At 67.6% G+C, this 16,756-nt stretch carries 21 protein-coding genes; 18 read left to right on the top strand and 3 right to left on the bottom strand.

The features are described from left to right. Positions 1-106 precede the first annotated feature (106 nt). The 3 genes from ACFV2J_RS18575 to ACFV2J_RS18565 all read right to left on the bottom strand — a co-directional run bounded on the left by ACFV2J_RS18575 (position 107) and on the right by ACFV2J_RS18565 (position 2,586). Positions 107-1,351: a cytochrome P450 gene (locus ACFV2J_RS18575; RefSeq protein WP_385087276.1), complete on the bottom strand. Its 1,245-nt coding sequence runs from the start codon at positions 1,349-1,351 to the stop codon at positions 107-109. 105 nt (positions 1,352-1,456) lie between these two features. Next, the gene (locus ACFV2J_RS18570) at positions 1,457-1,591 is read right to left on the bottom strand and encodes a hypothetical protein (RefSeq protein ID WP_385087278.1); all 135 of its coding nucleotides are present in this window, start codon (positions 1,589-1,591) and stop codon (positions 1,457-1,459) included. A 116-nt stretch (positions 1,592-1,707) separates the two neighbouring features. Further along, entirely contained in the window at positions 1,708-2,586 is an 879-nt protein-coding gene (locus ACFV2J_RS18565; protein WP_385087280.1) for a helix-turn-helix domain-containing protein, read from the bottom strand. A gap of 581 nt (positions 2,587-3,167) precedes the next feature. On the opposite strand from ACFV2J_RS18565, the gene ACFV2J_RS18560 reads away from it, so the two are divergent. The 18 genes from ACFV2J_RS18560 (at position 3,168) to rpsQ (ending at position 16,609) form a co-directional block, all read left to right on the top strand. Beyond that, a complete protein-coding gene (locus ACFV2J_RS18560) occupies positions 3,168-3,701 on the top strand; it encodes a hypothetical protein (protein WP_385087281.1) in 534 nt (177 codons plus the stop codon). Between the two features lie 22 nt (positions 3,702-3,723). Next, positions 3,724-5,295 carry a translation initiation factor IF-2 gene (locus tag ACFV2J_RS18555; protein ID WP_385087283.1) on the top strand — a complete coding sequence of 524 codons (1,572 nt, stop codon included), beginning with the start codon at positions 3,724-3,726 and terminating at the stop codon, positions 5,293-5,295. Positions 5,296-5,338: 43 nt separating this feature from the next. After that, positions 5,339-6,568, top strand: a complete 1,230-nt coding sequence (gene mycP, locus ACFV2J_RS18550) for a type VII secretion-associated serine protease mycosin (protein WP_385439557.1) — start codon at positions 5,339-5,341, stop codon at positions 6,566-6,568. A 208-nt stretch (positions 6,569-6,776) separates the two neighbouring features. Beyond that, complete coding sequence (locus ACFV2J_RS18545; RefSeq protein ID WP_385439554.1) at positions 6,777-7,217, top strand: hypothetical protein; 441 nt, start codon at positions 6,777-6,779, stop codon at positions 7,215-7,217. A 9-nt stretch (positions 7,218-7,226) separates the two neighbouring features. Further along, positions 7,227-9,023, top strand: coding sequence for an alpha/beta hydrolase (locus ACFV2J_RS18540; protein ID WP_385087289.1), 1,797 nt, complete (start codon positions 7,227-7,229; stop codon positions 9,021-9,023). A gap of 63 nt (positions 9,024-9,086) precedes the next feature. After that, positions 9,087-9,620, top strand: a complete 534-nt coding sequence (locus ACFV2J_RS18535; protein WP_385087291.1) for a hypothetical protein — start codon at positions 9,087-9,089, stop codon at positions 9,618-9,620. A 721-nt stretch (positions 9,621-10,341) separates the two neighbouring features. Further along, the gene (locus ACFV2J_RS18530; RefSeq protein WP_385087293.1) at positions 10,342-10,704 is read left to right on the top strand and encodes a hypothetical protein; all 363 of its coding nucleotides are present in this window, start codon (positions 10,342-10,344) and stop codon (positions 10,702-10,704) included. Positions 10,705-11,238: 534 nt separating this feature from the next. Continuing rightward, positions 11,239-11,547: a 30S ribosomal protein S10 gene (gene rpsJ / locus ACFV2J_RS18525; RefSeq protein ID WP_003948644.1), complete on the top strand. Its 309-nt coding sequence runs from the start codon at positions 11,239-11,241 to the stop codon at positions 11,545-11,547. 17 nt (positions 11,548-11,564) lie between these two features. Continuing rightward, positions 11,565-12,209: a 50S ribosomal protein L3 gene (gene rplC / locus ACFV2J_RS18520; RefSeq protein ID WP_266700849.1), complete on the top strand. Its 645-nt coding sequence runs from the start codon at positions 11,565-11,567 to the stop codon at positions 12,207-12,209. Between the two features lie 5 nt (positions 12,210-12,214). After that, positions 12,215-12,871 (top strand): 50S ribosomal protein L4, encoded by a 657-nt coding sequence (rplD, locus tag ACFV2J_RS18515; RefSeq protein WP_037747970.1) that lies wholly within the window; start codon positions 12,215-12,217, stop codon positions 12,869-12,871. Further along, a complete protein-coding gene (gene rplW / locus ACFV2J_RS18510; RefSeq protein ID WP_385087297.1) occupies positions 12,871-13,287 on the top strand; it encodes a 50S ribosomal protein L23 in 417 nt (138 codons plus the stop codon). The genes rplD and rplW overlap by 1 nt, the downstream gene beginning before the upstream one ends. A gap of 39 nt (positions 13,288-13,326) precedes the next feature. Beyond that, entirely contained in the window at positions 13,327-14,163 is an 837-nt protein-coding gene (rplB, locus tag ACFV2J_RS18505; RefSeq protein ID WP_030039757.1) for a 50S ribosomal protein L2, read from the top strand. 12 nt (positions 14,164-14,175) lie between these two features. Continuing rightward, on the top strand, positions 14,176-14,457 hold the full coding sequence (rpsS, locus tag ACFV2J_RS18500; protein WP_168529651.1) for a 30S ribosomal protein S19: 282 nt from the start codon (positions 14,176-14,178) through the stop codon (positions 14,455-14,457). A 41-nt stretch (positions 14,458-14,498) separates the two neighbouring features. After that, positions 14,499-14,846 carry a 50S ribosomal protein L22 gene (gene rplV / locus ACFV2J_RS18495; RefSeq protein WP_006604878.1) on the top strand — a complete coding sequence of 116 codons (348 nt, stop codon included), beginning with the start codon at positions 14,499-14,501 and terminating at the stop codon, positions 14,844-14,846. After that, positions 14,846-15,676 (top strand): 30S ribosomal protein S3, encoded by an 831-nt coding sequence (rpsC, locus tag ACFV2J_RS18490; RefSeq protein ID WP_385087299.1) that lies wholly within the window; start codon positions 14,846-14,848, stop codon positions 15,674-15,676. The genes rplV and rpsC overlap by 1 nt, the downstream gene beginning before the upstream one ends. Before the next feature lie 5 nt (positions 15,677-15,681). After that, positions 15,682-16,101 carry a 50S ribosomal protein L16 gene (gene rplP / locus ACFV2J_RS18485; protein ID WP_099500627.1) on the top strand — a complete coding sequence of 140 codons (420 nt, stop codon included), beginning with the start codon at positions 15,682-15,684 and terminating at the stop codon, positions 16,099-16,101. After that, positions 16,101-16,325 carry a 50S ribosomal protein L29 gene (rpmC, locus tag ACFV2J_RS18480; RefSeq protein ID WP_003998824.1) on the top strand — a complete coding sequence of 75 codons (225 nt, stop codon included), beginning with the start codon at positions 16,101-16,103 and terminating at the stop codon, positions 16,323-16,325. Before rplP ends, rpmC begins: the two co-directional genes overlap by 1 nt. Continuing rightward, positions 16,325-16,609, top strand: coding sequence for a 30S ribosomal protein S17 (rpsQ, locus tag ACFV2J_RS18475; protein ID WP_148010025.1), 285 nt, complete (start codon positions 16,325-16,327; stop codon positions 16,607-16,609). The genes rpmC and rpsQ overlap by 1 nt, the downstream gene beginning before the upstream one ends. The last annotated feature ends 147 nt before the right edge of the window (positions 16,610-16,756 follow it).

Raw genomic sequence — 16,756 nt, 5'->3', positions numbered from 1 at the left:
CTCTTGAGCTCAACCCCCCCGCCCCCCCCCGCCACCCCGCGGGCCCCCCCCGTTCGTGTCCGGGCGTCACGTCACTTCACTTCACGACACCTCATGTCATGTCACGTCACCAGGCGACGGGCAGCGCCAGCGGGCCGCGGATCATCGTGCGCTGCCGGAAGGAGACCTGGTCGGCGGGCACGGCGAGGCGCAGCTCCGGGAGGCGCTCCAGCAGGGTGTCGAGCAGCAGCTCGATCTGCATACGGGAGAAGACGGCACCCGTGCAGAAGTGCGGACCGTTGCCGAACGCCACGTGCGCGCCGGCGTCCCGGTCGAGGTCGATCCGGTCGGGGTCGGGGAAGACCGCCGGATCACGGTTCGCGGCGAGGTACGAGACGTACACGGCGTCGCCCGCGCTGATGCGCACACCCCGGAGGTCGACGTCCTCCGTGGCGATCCGGGGCAGGCCCACGGCGGCCCGGTGCGGGATGTAGCGCAGGAGCTCCTCGACGGCCGCGGGGCGTGACGCGGGCTCGTCGCGCAGGCGCTCCAGCAGGTCGGGACGGGTCAGCAGGAGATAGAACATCTGACCGGAGTTGTTGGTGACGGCCTCTCCGCCGATCTGGAGCGGGCCGGCGACGCTGACCGCCTCCTCCTCGCCGAGTTCGCCCCGCCGCACGGCGGCGCCGAGCAGCGACAGAACGTCCTCGCTGTCGCTGTCGCTGTCGCCGTCACGGCGGTCGCGGACGGCCTGTCCGATCCACCCGAACAGCCCCTTCTTGGCGAGCTCGGCGGCATCCGCTCCTCCCGCGGTCGAGATGATCTCCCGCGTCCAGGCGTGCAGCTTCTGCCGCTCGTCCAGGGGTACGCCCATGACCTCGCAGACGACCGAGATCGGGAAGGGTTCGAGGACCCGCGCGACGAGATCGGCGGGCGACCCGTCGCGCACCATGTCGTCGACCAGGGCGTCGAGCATCTCCTGCGCACGGGGACGCAGCCGCTTGACCGCGCTCACCGTGTAGGCGGCCGAGACGGCGTGCCGCAGCCGGTTGTGGTCGGGCTGGTCGGCCCATGCCAGCGCGCCGGGCCGCGGCGCGAAGTGCGGCGCCAGCCGGGTGACCTGACGGACGGCGGCCTCGGCCCGGCTGAACCGGGGGTCGTTGGTGATCATCTTCACGTCGTCGTGCCGCGTCGCCAGCCACGCCCAGCCCTCGCCGTGCGGCAGCCGGATCCGCGTCAGCGGCCCCTCCCGCATCAGCTCCGCGAGCACCGGTTCGAACTCGGTGGCGTCCAGTTCACCGGCGGGCCAGTCCCGAACGGGCGGGAGGGGCTGCTCGGGCCGCCCGGGGAGTGTGACGGTTTCTTCTGCCATACGTTCAGCATCGTCGGGCGGGGGTGAGGTGTCGCGCGGGAGTGCTCCAGGCGGAGTGATGGCGGGCTGCGCCTGGGTGGCGAGTGGGGAGGGCCGCCCTTCGGGTCAGGGCCGGCGCAGTTCCTCGAAGCCGCGGTTCGGTGTACCGGCGGAGGCCACGGGACCCTCCGGCATCACCTTTTCGGGGCGTTTCCGGAGGCGCGGCGCGGTGAGTTCGTGGTGCTTCACGGGCGACCTCATGCCGCGGAGGATCCCCTCCTCGGTGATCGCGGACCTGCCGTGAAGGGTGTGTCCTCCATGGACTGAACAGGGTGTCCTCCATGGACTGAACGAAGTCCAGCACGGCCCGGTTCACGCTAGGCGGCGTCCAGGAGATCGGATCGGCAGTCGCGGCAGCGCCCGGGCACGGGGGAACGGAAGGCGCGGTCGCAGCCCTCGCAGTTCTGGAGCGGATGTCGTGCGGCCGGGGGCGGGGCGGGCACGCGGAACGGCGGCGGGGGCGGCAACTGTGCGGTCAGCCGGTGGGCGAGGAGGGCGGCTGGGCGGCGTAGGCCTTCCGGTGGCAGGTCCACGGTCAGCGCGTGCTGTACGGCGGTGGGGGTGAGGTCGCGTTCCAGCCAGGCGGCGACTCCGGGGGCCAGGTGCTCGGCGTCGGTGGTGGAGAGGAGGAGGCGGGGGTCGTGGCGGCGGAGGCCGGCGAGAAGGTCGGTGGCGGTCCGCAGGAGGCCGGGGGAGAGGTGCGCGGGCCGGGGCACGGTGGGGAGGAGCCTGGGGGTCGGGGACTTCTCCCGAGCGGCTGTCCGGACGGCCGGATCCGTGGGGGTGCGGGTCGCCGGTCCGTGGTGTCCGGGCTGGTTGCAGGAGATGGTTCGGGTGACGATGCGGCCGTCGGGGGTGCGTTCGCGGGTGCGGCGGAGGTAGCCGTGGGTCTCCAGCTCGCGCAGGGCACCGGCGATACGGGTGGGGCCTTCGGGGAAGCGGGCGGCGAGGGTCCTGATGTCGACGCGGGCGCCTGTGGGGAGCGACTGGATGTGGACGGCCAGCCCGATCGCGAGTCCTGAGAGCTCGGCGTGTTGGGCGAGATGGTTGCCGATCACCGTGAAGCGGGTCGTGTGGCGGGTGTTGTCGTGGATGACACCGCCGGGACGGCCGTGCGGCTGCGTACCCCGGTGGTGGTTTTTGCCCGCGATACGGGACTGGGCGCGCGGGGGCGCGCTAGGGTTTTGCGTGTCCATCAGGAAGCTTCTTCTTCCTCGGTGGTCAGGCCCTCGCTTCGGGATGCCAGTCCCGGCGGGGGCCGTCGCATGTCTGCGGTTGTCGTGTCGCGCCGAGCGTAGGGCAGGCAACCGGTCCCGAATCCAGTCCAGTCGGGCATATTCACTCGCGGGAGTGAGTCTGCGCGACAGGCGGGAGGGAGGGGGTGGGGCTTGGTGGGGTTCTTTCCCTCTCGTGTTCCTTGGGAAGGTCGCGGACGTCACCGGAGTACGGCCCGTTGTGTTCCGGTGGGTGGAGGGCGAGTCCCCCGCGCCGGAGACATGGACGGGCCTACGTGCCGCACGGCTCCGGGGGCCGACCCACTGAGGCGCCTGGATCCGCCCGCGCCCGCACATGAGTACGTGCACTCATGTGCCGTCCCTCGCCGCGGGGTTGAGTGGAGCCATGCTCTTCCTCACCGGCCTCGACGACTGGCCGAGCCGCACCTCGGAATGGCCTGATTCCGGTCACTCTCCGACACCGGCCGTCCGTGGACTGTCACAGCCGGTGGCTAGAGTTGCCGGTGAAGCTTCGGCTGTTCTGGTCGTACGGGGGAGGGACTGTGTTGCCGAGCGATAGCGGGACGGCGCCCGGACCGTCGTCGTGGGCGTCGGGTGTGTTCGACGCGGCGCGGGACGCGATCGGTGATGTGGTCACCGAGCTGTCGTCGTTCACGAAGTTCCAGAAGCGCGTCGACGACCTGATCCGCGACCTCAAGGGTTCGGCGGCCGGTCCGGGCGAGGTGGGCCAGGAACAGCTGGTCCGACACCAGTTCGGCGGCGGAGCGGCCGCGTGGACGGAGGCGTCCGGCCTGTTCAGCTCGTACGAGACGGTGATCACCGAGCTGGAGAGCCTGTCCAAGCTGCTGTCCGACTCCATGGAGGGCATGAACATCGCGGTGCTGGCGGCCCACAAGGGCTACCGGAACATCGACCTGGACGTGCGGGACCGCATGATGGCGATCAGCGCCGAGACCACGCACCACTACGGCGGGGAATACGACCCCGGCCTCCCGAAGAAGAGCCATGACCACGACAGCGGTGACGCGAAGCCGGACCGGCCGGCGGCGGGCGGCGACTCGGGCGGCAGCATCTGATGGCTTCGACGGGAGAGTGCTGATGCCCGGCAAGGGAACTGGTGGTGCCACGTCCTTCGAGGACATGAGCCACGAACAGATGCTGGCGTGGCTGGACCAGGCGAACGCCGGCACGGTGCAGGCCGCCGCCACCCGGCTGACCGCGGCCGCCAAGGAGATCCGCAAGATCGCGGAAGAGCTCAAGGTGCGCCCGCAGTGGGTCGAGTGGAAGGGCGAGGGAGCCGACGCGTTCCGCACCTGGACCGGCGACCTCGCCAACGCGACGCTGCGCCTGGGCGACTTCGGCGCGGACTCCGCGACCTGGCTGGGCCACGCCTCCGACGCGATCGCCCAGGCCCAGGCGTCGATCCCCCGCGACAAGGCCGGCGCCCGGGCGAACCTGGACGCGGCCACAGCGGCCCACAACGACCCCGACGCGGCGACGGTCAGCCACAGATCCACGACCGAACTCGCGGCACTGGCCGCCGACAAGGAGAAGGTCCGCCAGGAGGCCGTGGCCCAGATGACGAAGCTGGGCCAGGCGTACCGGTTGTCTGCGACGCAACTGGACGGCTTGGAGAGGCCGAGGTTTCCGCCACCGCCGAAGGCGATCCAGCCGACACCGGGCCACCTCACGTACAGCGAGGTCGTATCCACCGGCGACAGCCGTGTTCGCTCATCGACCGGCAGTGGCGCGGCGGGAGTGTCGCCCTCTGGCGGATCGCACCGAGCCATGGCTGAGGCGGCCGCCGGCAATGGAGCGGGCGACGCGGGACACAGCGCGGGGGGCCCGGCCCAGCGGCTCCTCTTCGACTCCTCGAACAGCGTGGGCGTCCACATCGACGGGGCGGGCGCGCTGCAGCAAACGCCGTCGGCACCTTCAGCGAGCGCCGTGGGCCCGCCGATCGCGGTCAGGGCCGACGGTGGCGGGGCACTGCCCACCGGGCCGGTCCCGCCGGTGACACGTGGCGTACCGCGCCCGGCCGCGAACGCCCAGGAGCGGGGACGCACAGAGGCCGGCGGCCGCCCTTCGGTTCAGCCCGGACGTGGTCAGGCAGGCCCGTCTGCCAGAGGTGTGCCGGGTACTGGTGGTACGGCCAGTCCGGAGAGCTCGGCAGGCACGGCGCGGCCGGTGACCGGTGGTCGCCCGGTGGTGGTTCCGAGCCCAGGAACCACGGGTGCGGTTCCCGGGCGTGTGCCGGGTGGCGGCAACGGCATCGTCGGTGGCCGCCCCACGTCGCCGGCCGCCGGGTCGCCCATCGGCCGGCCGGCCGGCGGGTTGCCGCGGGGAAACGTCGTCGGCGGTGAAGGCCGCGGGCCGGCCGCCGGTGGACGTGGTCCGACTGCGCAGAGGACTCCTGCCGGTACGGGGCGAGCAGCCATCGGGCGGAGTGCGGCACCGGCCGACCGTCGGAGCACGGGCACAGACGCGGTCCGCGGAGTTGTCGGCGGCCGTCCACAGCAGCAGCGTTCGGGGTCTCGGCCGCTCCCCTCTGGTGGTCCGGGCTCGGCACGGAACCAGCGCTTTGCTGAAGGCTCGCGCGTATCAAACACGGATGGACGTCCGGGCGGCGAGCAGGAGCCCGAGCAGCGGAACGACGGCCCGACCACCTAGCCACCGGCTGCCGACGGACCCCGTGCAGACGAAGAGGAAGCAGATGCCTGCCAACACGATGAGAAATGCCCGCTACAGGAGCGTCGTCTCCGGAGCCCTCGGGCTGTCATTGGTCGGCATCGCGGCCATTCCCGCCCACGCGGAGTCGATCCGTGAGAGGGAGTGGCACCTCACGGCCATGAAGGCCGAGCAGATGTGGCGGACCAGTACGGGTGAAGGCGTCACCGTGACCGTGATCGACTCGGGGGTGAACGCCGATCCGACCGATCTCGCGGGGCGGGTTCTCCCCGGCAAGGACGAGGCACCGGACGCCCCTGGCGACGAACGCAGGGATCCCAACGGCCATGGAACCCTGATGGCTCTCTTGATCGCCGGATCCGGCAGATCCAACGGAGGCGCCGGTACCTTCGGCCTCGCGCCCGGGGTCAAGATCCTTCCCGTGCGTACGCCAGACAGAGGGTTGGACAGCGGCCGATACATCAAGGAGTTCAGTGAGACCGTGAGCCGCGGGATCCGCTTTGCCGTCGATTCCGGCTCCCGCGTGATCAACATATCGATGGGGGTGCCTCAGGGAACGGAGGAGCTCACAGCCGCCGTGAAGTACGCGCTGAACAAGGGATCGCTGGTCTTTGCGGCCGTCGGAAACAGCGGCAGCCAAGACGACGGAAATCCAGTGGAGTACCCCGCCGCCACTCCGGGCGTGGTCGGCGTAGCTGCGGTGGGCAAGAACCTTCGCAGGACCACCGAGTCCGAACACGGTCCCCAAGTGGACATCGCCGCTCCGGGCGAGGAGATGTACCACTCCTGCTCGAATGGCAGCGGCCTCTGCCGGTCCCACGGGACCAGCGACGCCACCGCTCTCGCGTCCGCCAGCGCCGCGCTGATCTGGTCGAAGCACCCCACCTGGACCAACAACCAGGTCCTCCGGGTCATGCTCAACACCATCGGAGGCCCCACCGACGGCGCGAAGCGCAACGACTCGATCGGTTACGGCATCGTCCGTCCACGCATCGCCTTGCAGAACCCGGGCGACCCGGGCCCTGCCGATGAGTACCCACTCCCGGACTTCACCGCCGTGACGTCGGCTTCCCCGCCCGTGAGTACGTCTGCGGCGAGGAGCACGAGTGCTCCGGCAGAGAGTGGCAGGTCCGCCACCAGGGTGTCCCCCAAAAACGGTGGTGACAGCGCCCTCTGGACCGCACTGAGCGTCATCGGTGCCGTCCTGATCGGCGGTGCGGTCGTCGCGGTCATACGTCGGCGCTCCGCCGCGTAGAGCGGCGGTCCGGCTGGCACACAGGTTCAACAGCGAGACCCGGCCAAATCAGGCGCGGATGAGTACCAGTACTCAGTCGCCATGGTCATCGGCACGGATGAGAGGGCCGCCGAATGACGCTACGGTAACTCTCTGTACACGCACCGTCGTTGTCGGACGCGCACAGCACCTTCGTGGTGCACGACGCATCACGAGGGAGGAACCACGCATGCCGTGGGAGGAGTGGGAGCAGCTCAAGACCGAGGCGGCAGAGAAACATGCTGCCCGAATGCAGCTCAACCACGTACCACCTGACCCGGGTGGCACAGGCACGCTGGTCTCGAACAAGTCGGCTTCCTCACTCGCCGCCCGCTCCGTCGTGCCCCAGCGCGAACACAGACGTGGGGCCCTGGGTAGGTTCCAGGATCCCCAGCCGCGCGACCCCCCCCACGCCGGCTGTCTGACCGCGGGTGCTCACAGAGACGTTCACGACTCGTGGGAGCGCTATGTGAAGCGCGTGAGCGGGCGCTGCGGGAAGCTCTCGAGCCTGTTGGAGAAGGCGGGCAACGACCAGTTGAAGACGGATGAGGCGGTCGAGGCCGAAATCGGCAATCTGAAGATCGCGTCCGCGGATACACCGGCTGTCGGTGGACAGGGCAGGGGACGGTAACGCGACGCCATGGACCTCGCAACGCTCAGAGCGATCAAGCCGACCGAGTTCTCGGAAGCCGCCGATGGTTACCGCGGCACCTCCGACATGGCCAGCGCGGCCAAGGATCGTCTGGACAACCAGATCGCCGTAGCCATGAGGAACTCCCTGAAGGGCGAGGCAGCGACCGCGGCGATCGGCCAACTGACGGAACTGGGAAAGAACTTCCACTACGTCCAGATCGAATGTGGTCTCGTCAGTGCGGCACTCGAAGGCTTCTCGTACGAAGTGGGGGCGGCCAAGAGCAAGCTCGACGCGGCGCTCGAAGGCGCACGGGCGGCGAAGCTGACGGTGAACGCCGACGGCTCGATCACCTACCCGCCGAGTGGAGACAAGGGCGAGGACGGCAGGATTCCCGACGGTGGCACGGTAGGTGGCTTGACGGACGGCACGGCCGCCGCGGTGGGCCGCCAGTCGGCGAACTTCGACCCCAATCCCAACCACCGGCTCGCGCAGGACTACGCGGATCAGATCGCCGCTGCCCTCAAGGCGGCGACGGAGGCCGACGAGAAGTGGGCACCGAAGCTGCGGGCGCTCAAAGCGGACGACGATCTGACCGTCTCCGACAAGGACTGGGCCGACGCCTCCTCGGACACGAAGGGTGTGAGCGAGGCGGGCAAGGCGTATCTCGGTTCCCTGTCACAACCACCCGCGGACGGCAGCCCGAAGGAGAACGCGGAGTGGTGGAAGGGCCTCACCGCTGAGGAGCGTGCCGCGTGGGTCTCGATGCGCCCAGGCCTCGTGGGTGCGCTGGACGGACTGCCTGCCACGGTTCGGGACGAGGCCAACCGCATCGTGTTCGACGAGACACGAGGCACGATGCAGACTGAGCTGGATTCCATTCCAGCGCCTCCGACCAATGAGTGGACGTGGATCAATTCCGGAGGTTACGCGTCCAAAGTTCACACTGACGAGTGGATGAATTGGCACAACAAGTACGGGGATCGGTACGATTCACTCACCGCATCCCTCAAAGGAATGGGGTCGATCCAGGCCCGCTTCGACGCGACGGGCAACGGCGGCCTCCCCGAGGCGTACCTGCTGAAATTCGACGCTGGAGGCAACGGGCGGGCGATCGTCGCCAACGGGAATCCTGATATCGCTCATCATCAGGCCGTCTATGTGCCAGGCACGACAGCGAATCTGGGGAAAGTGGACGGTGATATCAGTCGCATGACAGATTTGTGGCGTGTTGCTCACGCCGAGAGGCCCGACGAGTCTGTTTCCACGATCACCTGGCTCGGCTACGACGCACCTCAGAATCTCGTTATGGACTCGCCGTTCGAGCACTATGCATATGATGGCGCGCCCGCATTCCGCAACTTCATGGACGGCCTTGACGCGTCGCATTCCGGTGATGGAGATCCCCACCAGACAGTCATCGCCCACTCGTACGGAACCACCCTCGTAGGCGCTGCGGCTCAGACGGGGAATCTAAATGCCGACGAAGTCGTCCTCGCGGGCAGTCCGGGCGTCAAGGTTTCCCATGCGGCGGATTTGGACGTCCCCGCGGGGCACGTGTGGAACGAGGAGGCCGGCGGAGACTACGTACCGGACATCGGTCGTTTCGGCCACGGAGGGAACGGCTGGGTCGTTCCCAGTGATCCGAGCTTCGGTGCCCAGCAGATGACCACGGACACCGAGGGTCACAGTGGCTATTGGGATGCGGGTTCAGACAGCCTGCGGAATCAGGCCCGGGTCGTGGTCGGGAAAGGTGGCAACGTAATGCTGAAGCCGCCGCCAGACCCCTGGGCGCATGTGAAGTAGGGAGGATGGCCGCCCGACGAACAGACCAGGCCGTGTCCCGGTTCGATCAAAAGAGGTTCCGATTTGAAGACAAAACTAGGCGTCATCGCGCTCGCCCTGCCCGTGACGCTGGCGACCCTCACTGGATGCACAATGACTGACACGAAGAGTTCTGATGACATGCCGTCTTCTGGGATCAGCACGTCGAGTGACGCCGCTGAAAACACGAAGAAAGTATCCAGTCAGCTGTACAACCTGATCGGCCTCAAAGGCAAGGCATCCGATAGCGGGCCAGGCGTCAAGGAGTGCGGGAAGAGGGATCCGGAGAAGTACTTCCAGATCTTCCATGCCTGGTCCTTCACTTCGACCTCGCCCGAGCGGTTCGAGGGTGTGATGGAACAGCTGAAGTCAAAACTTCCGAAGCAAGGTTGGAATGTTGTCAAATACGGCCCGGACAGCAGTACCAACAAAAATCTCAGCCTGACGGCCGACAATGACGAGAAGAAATACAGTGTCAATATCACCTATCAAGCCAAGGATAATCCGCCGAACCTGAATTTCTTCATCGTTTCTGGTTGCTATCAAATCCCGGACGGCCAGAAGATCGAACAGTTCTGACAGTGGGACAACTATGGCGCCGCCGGCGGTAAGTTTTCTCGTTCCTGCAATCTCATGTCGGCCGTCCCCAATACGGAGCCCGTCGAACTTCGTCGCAGTGGAAGATTTTGCGGACACCTATGGTGGAGATCATCACCAGGGGTGCAGTGAAACCAGGCCGGCTTGTGTCAGCGGTCGTGCCGCTGACCGTGGCGGTTGCGGCGTCGGCTTGCGGTAAGCAGGGCGCCGTGGGGGATGGTGCGGCGACATCCGCGCAGGCCAGCATGCCCAGGCAGCAAGCGCATGCCCCTGGTGAGGCGAGCGCCGGATGCGTGGGTGGGGGACGGCTACAACTTCCAGTCGCAGGAGCCCGATTGGTCGGACTCCTTTCCCACGGCGAGCGGGCGGACCGAGCCGGACGACTTCCGGGTGACTGCCCTCACCGGCGTCGTGGACAAGGCGAAGGGGGAAGGACTCGCCGGCGTCACGGTGATCACTCCCTGTGGCGGGGGGGCGCTTCCCAACGGTGCCCGCAGGCTCCCCTCATGCCTTCATCGGTGCGCCCGCATGAGAGCGCGCTGCTTGGTGTCTCTAGTCGACATGCGAGGACCGCAGTGCCGCCGGGTCGTCGGTCGATGCGCCTTCCATGGCGCCCTTGGGTGCCGGCCTGAGTACCGGCGCAAGCGCCGATTTGAGTACGGACGCTCACGCCCCCGCCGACCTCCCACGACACGCTGTCGCCATGAGCATCACTCAAGGTCCCGTACGCGTCTCCAAGCCCCGCGATCTCGCCGACTGGCCCGTCTTCGTCACGCTTGCCTGGATCTTCTGGGGTTGCGCGGCTGGGCTGACGGCCGGCGTGACCGGCCTCCTCTTCCTCGCGGGCCTGCTGTACACGGCGGACTCGGACGAGCAGCGTTGGCCTTGGTCGGTGCTGTGGACGCCGGCCCAACAGGTCGCCGTGAGCGCCGTCGTGCTGCTCGGGCTCTACTTCGCCCCGGGCTTCCGCCGTCTGGCCCGCACGGCTCGGCTCGCCCTGCTCGGGCCCTTGGCCTGTGCCGTACCCGTCTTCGTCCTCCTGTGGGCCTGCGCGACCACCGCATGACCCCGGAGCCGTCCCCGCGCACGTACCGCGCCCGGACGCCTCACCACCGCCGGGCGTCGTGCCGATCGTCCGGTGGCCGGCCGGGGCAGCCCGAGCCGGGCGCGCACGCACCCAGGGTTTGACCCACGTCACCCAAGGGGTACGATCCTCGGCTCGATTAGCCAGCCCCCCGCCCCGTATGGCAGACTAGCGGGGTTGCTCGGTCGAGTGCCGATGCTGCGCGCCTCCCGCCGGGGGGACCGGAAGCGAGTCCCACAGTACTCGTCGCCCCATCTGTCGTAAGGCAGCGCTGGGGCGGACGTACGGGAATCTTCCGGGAAGTGTCAGCGGGGTGCAGACCAGGCGCCCGGTGGGTGTTCAGCCCCCGGTCCAGCGGTTGTCTTTAGGGCTGAGCCGCGTCCCTGAGCAGGGAAATCCTCTTCGGATATCTCTGTCAGCAGGAGCGCGACACGCCCGACCGCGTGGGTCGGAGGCAAGGGACGCGAACCCCCGGGTTCCAGAGCGTTTCACGAGACAAAGGACTACTGAGTAGCCATGGCGGGACAGAAGATCCGCATCCGGCTCAAGGCCTACGACCACGAGGTCATCGATTCCTCGGCGAAGAAGATCGTCGAGACGGTGACGCGCACTGGTGCGTCGGTCGCGGGCCCGGTGCCGCTGCCCACTGAGAAGAACGTGTACTGCGTCATCAAGTCGCCGCACAAGTACAAGGACTCGCGCGAGCACTTCGAGATGCGCACGCACAAGCGCCTGATCGACATCCTCGACCCCACGCCCAAGACCGTTGACTCTCTGATGCGACTCGACCTCCCGGCCGGTGTCGACATCGAGATCAAGCTCTAAGGGCCGGTGATCTGAGAATGGGTAAGCAGATCAAGGGCATCCTGGGCGAGAAGCTCGGCATGACGCAGGTGTGGGACGAGAACAACCGCGTTGTTCCCGTCACCGTCGTCAAGGCCGGGCCGAATGTCGTGACCCAGGTTCGTACGAATGACTCCGACGGCTACGAGTCGGTCCAGATCGCCTTCGGCGAGATCGACCCGCGCAAGGTGAACAAGCCCCTTAAGGGTCACTTCGCCAAGGCCGACGTCACTCCCCGCCGTCACCTCGTCGAGATCCGTACCGCTGACGCCAGCGAGTACACCCTCGGCCAGGAGATCACCGCCGAGACCTTCGAGGCCGGCATCAAGGTGGACGTGACCGGCAAGAGCAAGGGCAAGGGCTTCGCCGGTGTCATGAAGCGTCACAACTTCAAGGGCCTCGGCGCCGGACACGGCACCCAGCGCAAGCACCGCTCTCCCGGCTCCATCGGTGGCTGTGCCACCCCGGGTCGTGTGTTCAAGGGCCTCCGCATGGCGGGTCGCATGGGCAACGAGCGGGTCACCACCCAGAACCTGACCGTTCACGCCGTTGACGCGGAGAAGGGCCTGCTCCTCATCAAGGGCGCGGTTCCTGGTCCGAACGGCGGCCTCGTCCTGGTCCGCACCGCGGCCAAGGGGGCCTGAGGACTATGAGCACCATTGACATTCTGTCGCCCTCCGGCGACACCGCCGGGACCGTTGAGCTCCCGGCCGAGATCTTCGACGTAGAGAAGATCAGCATCCCGCTGCTTCACCAGGTCGTCGTCGCGCAGCTGGCCGCCGCCCGTCAGGGCACGCACAAGGTCAAGCGTCGTGGCGAGGTCCGCGGTGGTGGTAAGAAGCCTTACCGCCAGAAGGGCACCGGCCGCGCGCGCCAGGGTTCGACCCGTGCGCCGCAGTTCGCCGGCGGTGGCGTCGTCCACGGCCCCACGCCGCGTGACTACTCGCAGCGGACCCCGAAGAAGATGAAGGCCGCGGCCCTGCGCCACGCCCTCACCGACCGGGCCCGCAACGCTCGCATCCACGTCATCACCGGCGTGATCGAGGGCGAGACCCCCTCCACCAAGGCCGCGAAGAGCTTCCTCGGCAAGGTCAGCGAGCGCAAGAACGTGCTCCTGGTCATCGAGCGCTCCGACGAGGCCGCGCTGCTTTCCGCGCGCAACCTGCCCCAGGTCCACATCCTGGAGCCGGGCCAGCTGAACACGTACGACGTTCTCGTCTCGGACGACGTGGTCTTCACCCAGGCCGCTTTCGAGTCCTTCGTGTCTGGCCCCCAGGCCGCTGACACCGAAGGGAGCGAAGCCTGATGGCTACGCGTCACCCGAGCATTGCCTCGAAGGCCGCCAAGGCCGCCAAGGCCGCACGCGTCGCCAAGGCGAAGCGCCACGAGGCCGAGGGCAAGAACACCGTCGAGACGCCGATGAGCAAGAGCTTCACGGACCCCCGTGACGTCCTTCTCAAGCCGGTCGTCTCCGAGAAGAGCTACGCGCTGCTCGACGAGGGCAAGTACACCTTCGTCGTCGCGCCGGGCGCCAACAAGACCCAGATCAAGCAGGCCGTCCAGGCGGTCTTCTCGGTCAAGGTCACCGGCGTCAACACGATCAACCGTCAGGGTAAGCGCAAGCGGACCAAGAGCGGTTTCGGTAAGCGTGCTGACACCAAGCGCGCCATCGTGACCCTCGCTGAGGGCGACCGTATCGACATCTTCGGCCAGGCCTCCTAACGGAGCGCCCTGGTCCGAATATCGGACGAGGACTGAGAAATGGGAATCCGCAAGTACAAGCCGACGACGCCGGGCCGCCGTGGCTCCTCCGTCGCCGACTTCGTCGAGGTCACGCGGTCCACGCCGGAGAAGTCGCTGGTCCGCCCGCTGCACAGCAAGGGCGGCCGTAACAACGCCGGTCGTGTGACCGTTCGCCACCAGGGTGGCGGACACAAGCGCGCCTACCGAGTGATCGACTTCCGTCGCCACGACAAGGACGGCGTGCCGGCGAAGGTCGCGCACATCGAGTACGACCCCAACCGCACCGCGCGCATCGCGCTGCTGCACTACGCGGACGGCGAGAAGCGCTACATCCTCGCCCCGCGCAACCTGCAGCAGGGTGACCGCGTCGAGAACGGTCCCGGGGCCGACATCAAGCCGGGCAACAACCTGGCGCTCCGCAACATCCCGGTCGGTACCACGATCCACGCGATCGAGATCCGTCCCGGTGGCGGCGCCAAGTTCGCCCGCTCCGCCGGTGCCTCGGTGCAGCTGCTCGCGAAGGAGGGCACCATGGCCCACCTCCGCATGCCTTCCGGTGAGATCCGCCTGGTCGACCAGCGCTGCCGCGCCACGGTCGGCGAGGTCGGCAACGCCGAGCAGAGCAACATCAACTGGGGTAAGGCCGGCCGCAAGCGCTGGCTGGGCGTTCGCCCGACCGTCCGCGGTGTGGCGATGAACCCGGTTGACCACCCGCACGGTGGTGGTGAGGGCAAGACCTCCGGTGGTCGCCACCCGGTCTCCCCGTGGGGTCAGAAGGAGGGTCGTACTCGTTCGCCGAAGAAGGCTTCGAACAAGTACATCGTCCGCCGCCGCAAGACGAACAAGAAGCGCTAGGAGCGGGTTTAGATGCCGCGCAGTCTCAAGAAGGGGCCCTTCGTCGACGACCACCTGATCAAGAAGGTGGACGTACAGAACGAAGCCGGTACCAAGAACGTCATCAAGACCTGGTCCCGTCGCTCGATGATCATCCCGGCCATGCTCGGTCACACGATCGCGGTGCACAACGGCAAGATCCACATCCCGGTGTTTGTCACCGAGTCGATGGTCGGCCACAAGCTCGGCGAGTTCTCGCCGACGCGCACCTTCCGGGGTCACGTCAAGGACGACCGGAAGTCGAAGCGCCGCTAACGCGGGGTGGAATGACCATGACAGACACTGGAAGGACAACCATGGAAGCCAGGGCCCAGGCGCGGTACATCCGCGTTACGCCCATGAAGGCCCGCCGCGTGGTGGACCTTATCCGTGGCATGGATGCCACGGAGGCTCAGGCGGTCCTGCGTTTCGCCCCGCAGGCCGCGAGCGTGCCGGTCGGCAAGGTGCTTGACAGCGCCATTGCCAACGCCGCACACAACTACGACCACACCGACGCCGGCAGCCTCGTCATCTCCGAGGCGTACGTCGACGAGGGTCCGACCCTGAAGCGGTTCCGTCCGCGTGCCCAGGGCCGCGCCTACCGGATCCGCAAGCGGACCAGCCACATCACCGTGGTCGTCAGCAGCAAGGAAGGAACCCGGTAATGGGCCAGAAGGTTAACCCGCATGGGTTCCGGCTCGGCATCACCACGGACTTCAAGTCCCGTTGGTACGCCGACAAGCTGTACAAGGACTACGTCAAGGAAGACGTCGCCATCCGTCGGATGATGACGTCCGGCATGGAGCGCGCCGGCATCTCGAAGGTTGAGATCGAGCGCACCCGTGACCGCGTGCGGGTGGACATCCACACCGCGCGTCCCGGCATCGTCATCGGCCGCCGTGGCGCCGAGGCCGACCGCATCCGCGGTGACCTCGAGAAGCTCACGGGCAAGCAGGTCCAGCTGAACATCCTCGAGGTCAAGAACCCCGAGACCGACGCTCAGCTGGTCGCCCAGGCCGTCGCCGAGCAGCTGTCCTCCCGCGTCTCCTTCCGTCGTGCCATGCGCAAGAGCATGCAGGGCACGATGAAGGCCGGCGCCAAGGGCATCAAGATCCAGTGTGGTGGCCGTCTCGGCGGCGCCGAGATGTCCCGCTCGGAGTTCTACCGCGAGGGCCGTGTGCCCCTGCACACGCTCCGTGCGAACGTCGACTACGGCTTCTTCGAGGCCAAGACGACCTTCGGCCGTATCGGTGTGAAGGTCTGGATCTACAAGGGCGACGTCAAGAACATCGCCGAGGTCCGCGCCGAGAACGCCGCTGCCCGCGCCGGCAACCGCCCGGCCCGTGGTGGCAACGACCGCCCGGCCGGCCGTGGTGGCCGCGGTGGCGAGCGTGGCGGTCGCGGTCGTAAGCCGCAGCAGGCTCCCGCTGCCGAGGCCCCCAAGGCCGAGGCTCCGGCTGCCGCTCCGGCTGAGAGCACCGGAACGGAGGCCTGACCGACATGCTGATCCCCCGTAGGGTCAAGCACCGCAAGCAGCACCACCCGAAGCGCCGTGGTCAGGCCAAGGGCGGCACGCAGGTTTCGTTCGGCGAGTACGGCATTCAGGCCCTCACGCCGGCGTACGTGACGAACCGCCAGATCGAGGCCGCTCGTATCGCGATGACCCGTCACATCAAGCGTGGCGGCAAGGTCTGGATCAACATCTACCCGGACCGCCCGCTGACCAAGAAGCCTGCCGAGACCCGCATGGGTTCCGGTAAGGGTTCTCCCGAGTGGTGGGTCGCGAACGTGCACCCGGGCCGGGTCATGTTCGAACTGTCCTACCCCAACGAGAAGATCGCCCGTGAGGCCCTGACTCGCGCAGCCCACAAGCTGCCGATGAAGTGCCGGATCGTCAAGCGCGAGGCAGGTGAAGCGTGATGTCGGCCGGTACCAAGGCGTCCGAGCTGCGCGAACTGGGTGACGAGGAGCTTCTCGCGAAGCTTCGCGAAGCCAAGGAAGAGCTGTTCAACCTCCGCTTCCAGGCGGCGACCGGTCAGCTCGAGAACCACGGTCGGCTCAAGGCCGTCCGCAAGGACATCGCGCGGATCTACACCCTGATGCGTGAGCGCGAGCTGGGCATCGAGACGGTGGAGAGCGCCTGATGAGCGAGAGCAACGTGACTGAGACCAACGAGCAGCGCGGTTTCCGCAAGACCCGTGAGGGTCTTGTCGTCAGCGACAAGATGGACAAGACCGTCGTCGTCGCTGTCGAGGACCGCGTCAAGCACGCGCTGTACGGCAAGGTCATCCGCCGTACGAGCAAGCTCAAGGCCCACGACGAGCAGAACGCTGCGGGTATCGGCGACCGCGTCCTCCTCATGGAGACGCGTCCGCTGTCCGCGACGAAGCGCTGGCGCATCGTCGAGATCCTCGAGAAGGCCAAGTAATTACCTGAGGGGTTTCCCTCAGGTTCGTTCCGCCAGGCTCGGGGCGGGGGGGGGGGGGGGGGGGGGGAGGGGGCGACGGGAGCCCGAGGCCACAAAGATAAGAGAGAGAGGATATAGTAGAGGGGGCTGTGGGGGGGAGGAGGGCGA

This window comes from Streptomyces sp. NPDC059668 (assembly GCF_042734135.1).
Taxonomy (GTDB): Bacteria; Actinomycetota; Actinomycetes; order Streptomycetales; family Streptomycetaceae; genus Streptomyces.
Note: the sequence above shows the minus strand (reverse complement) of the source record. Positions and strands in the feature narration are given on the sequence as shown.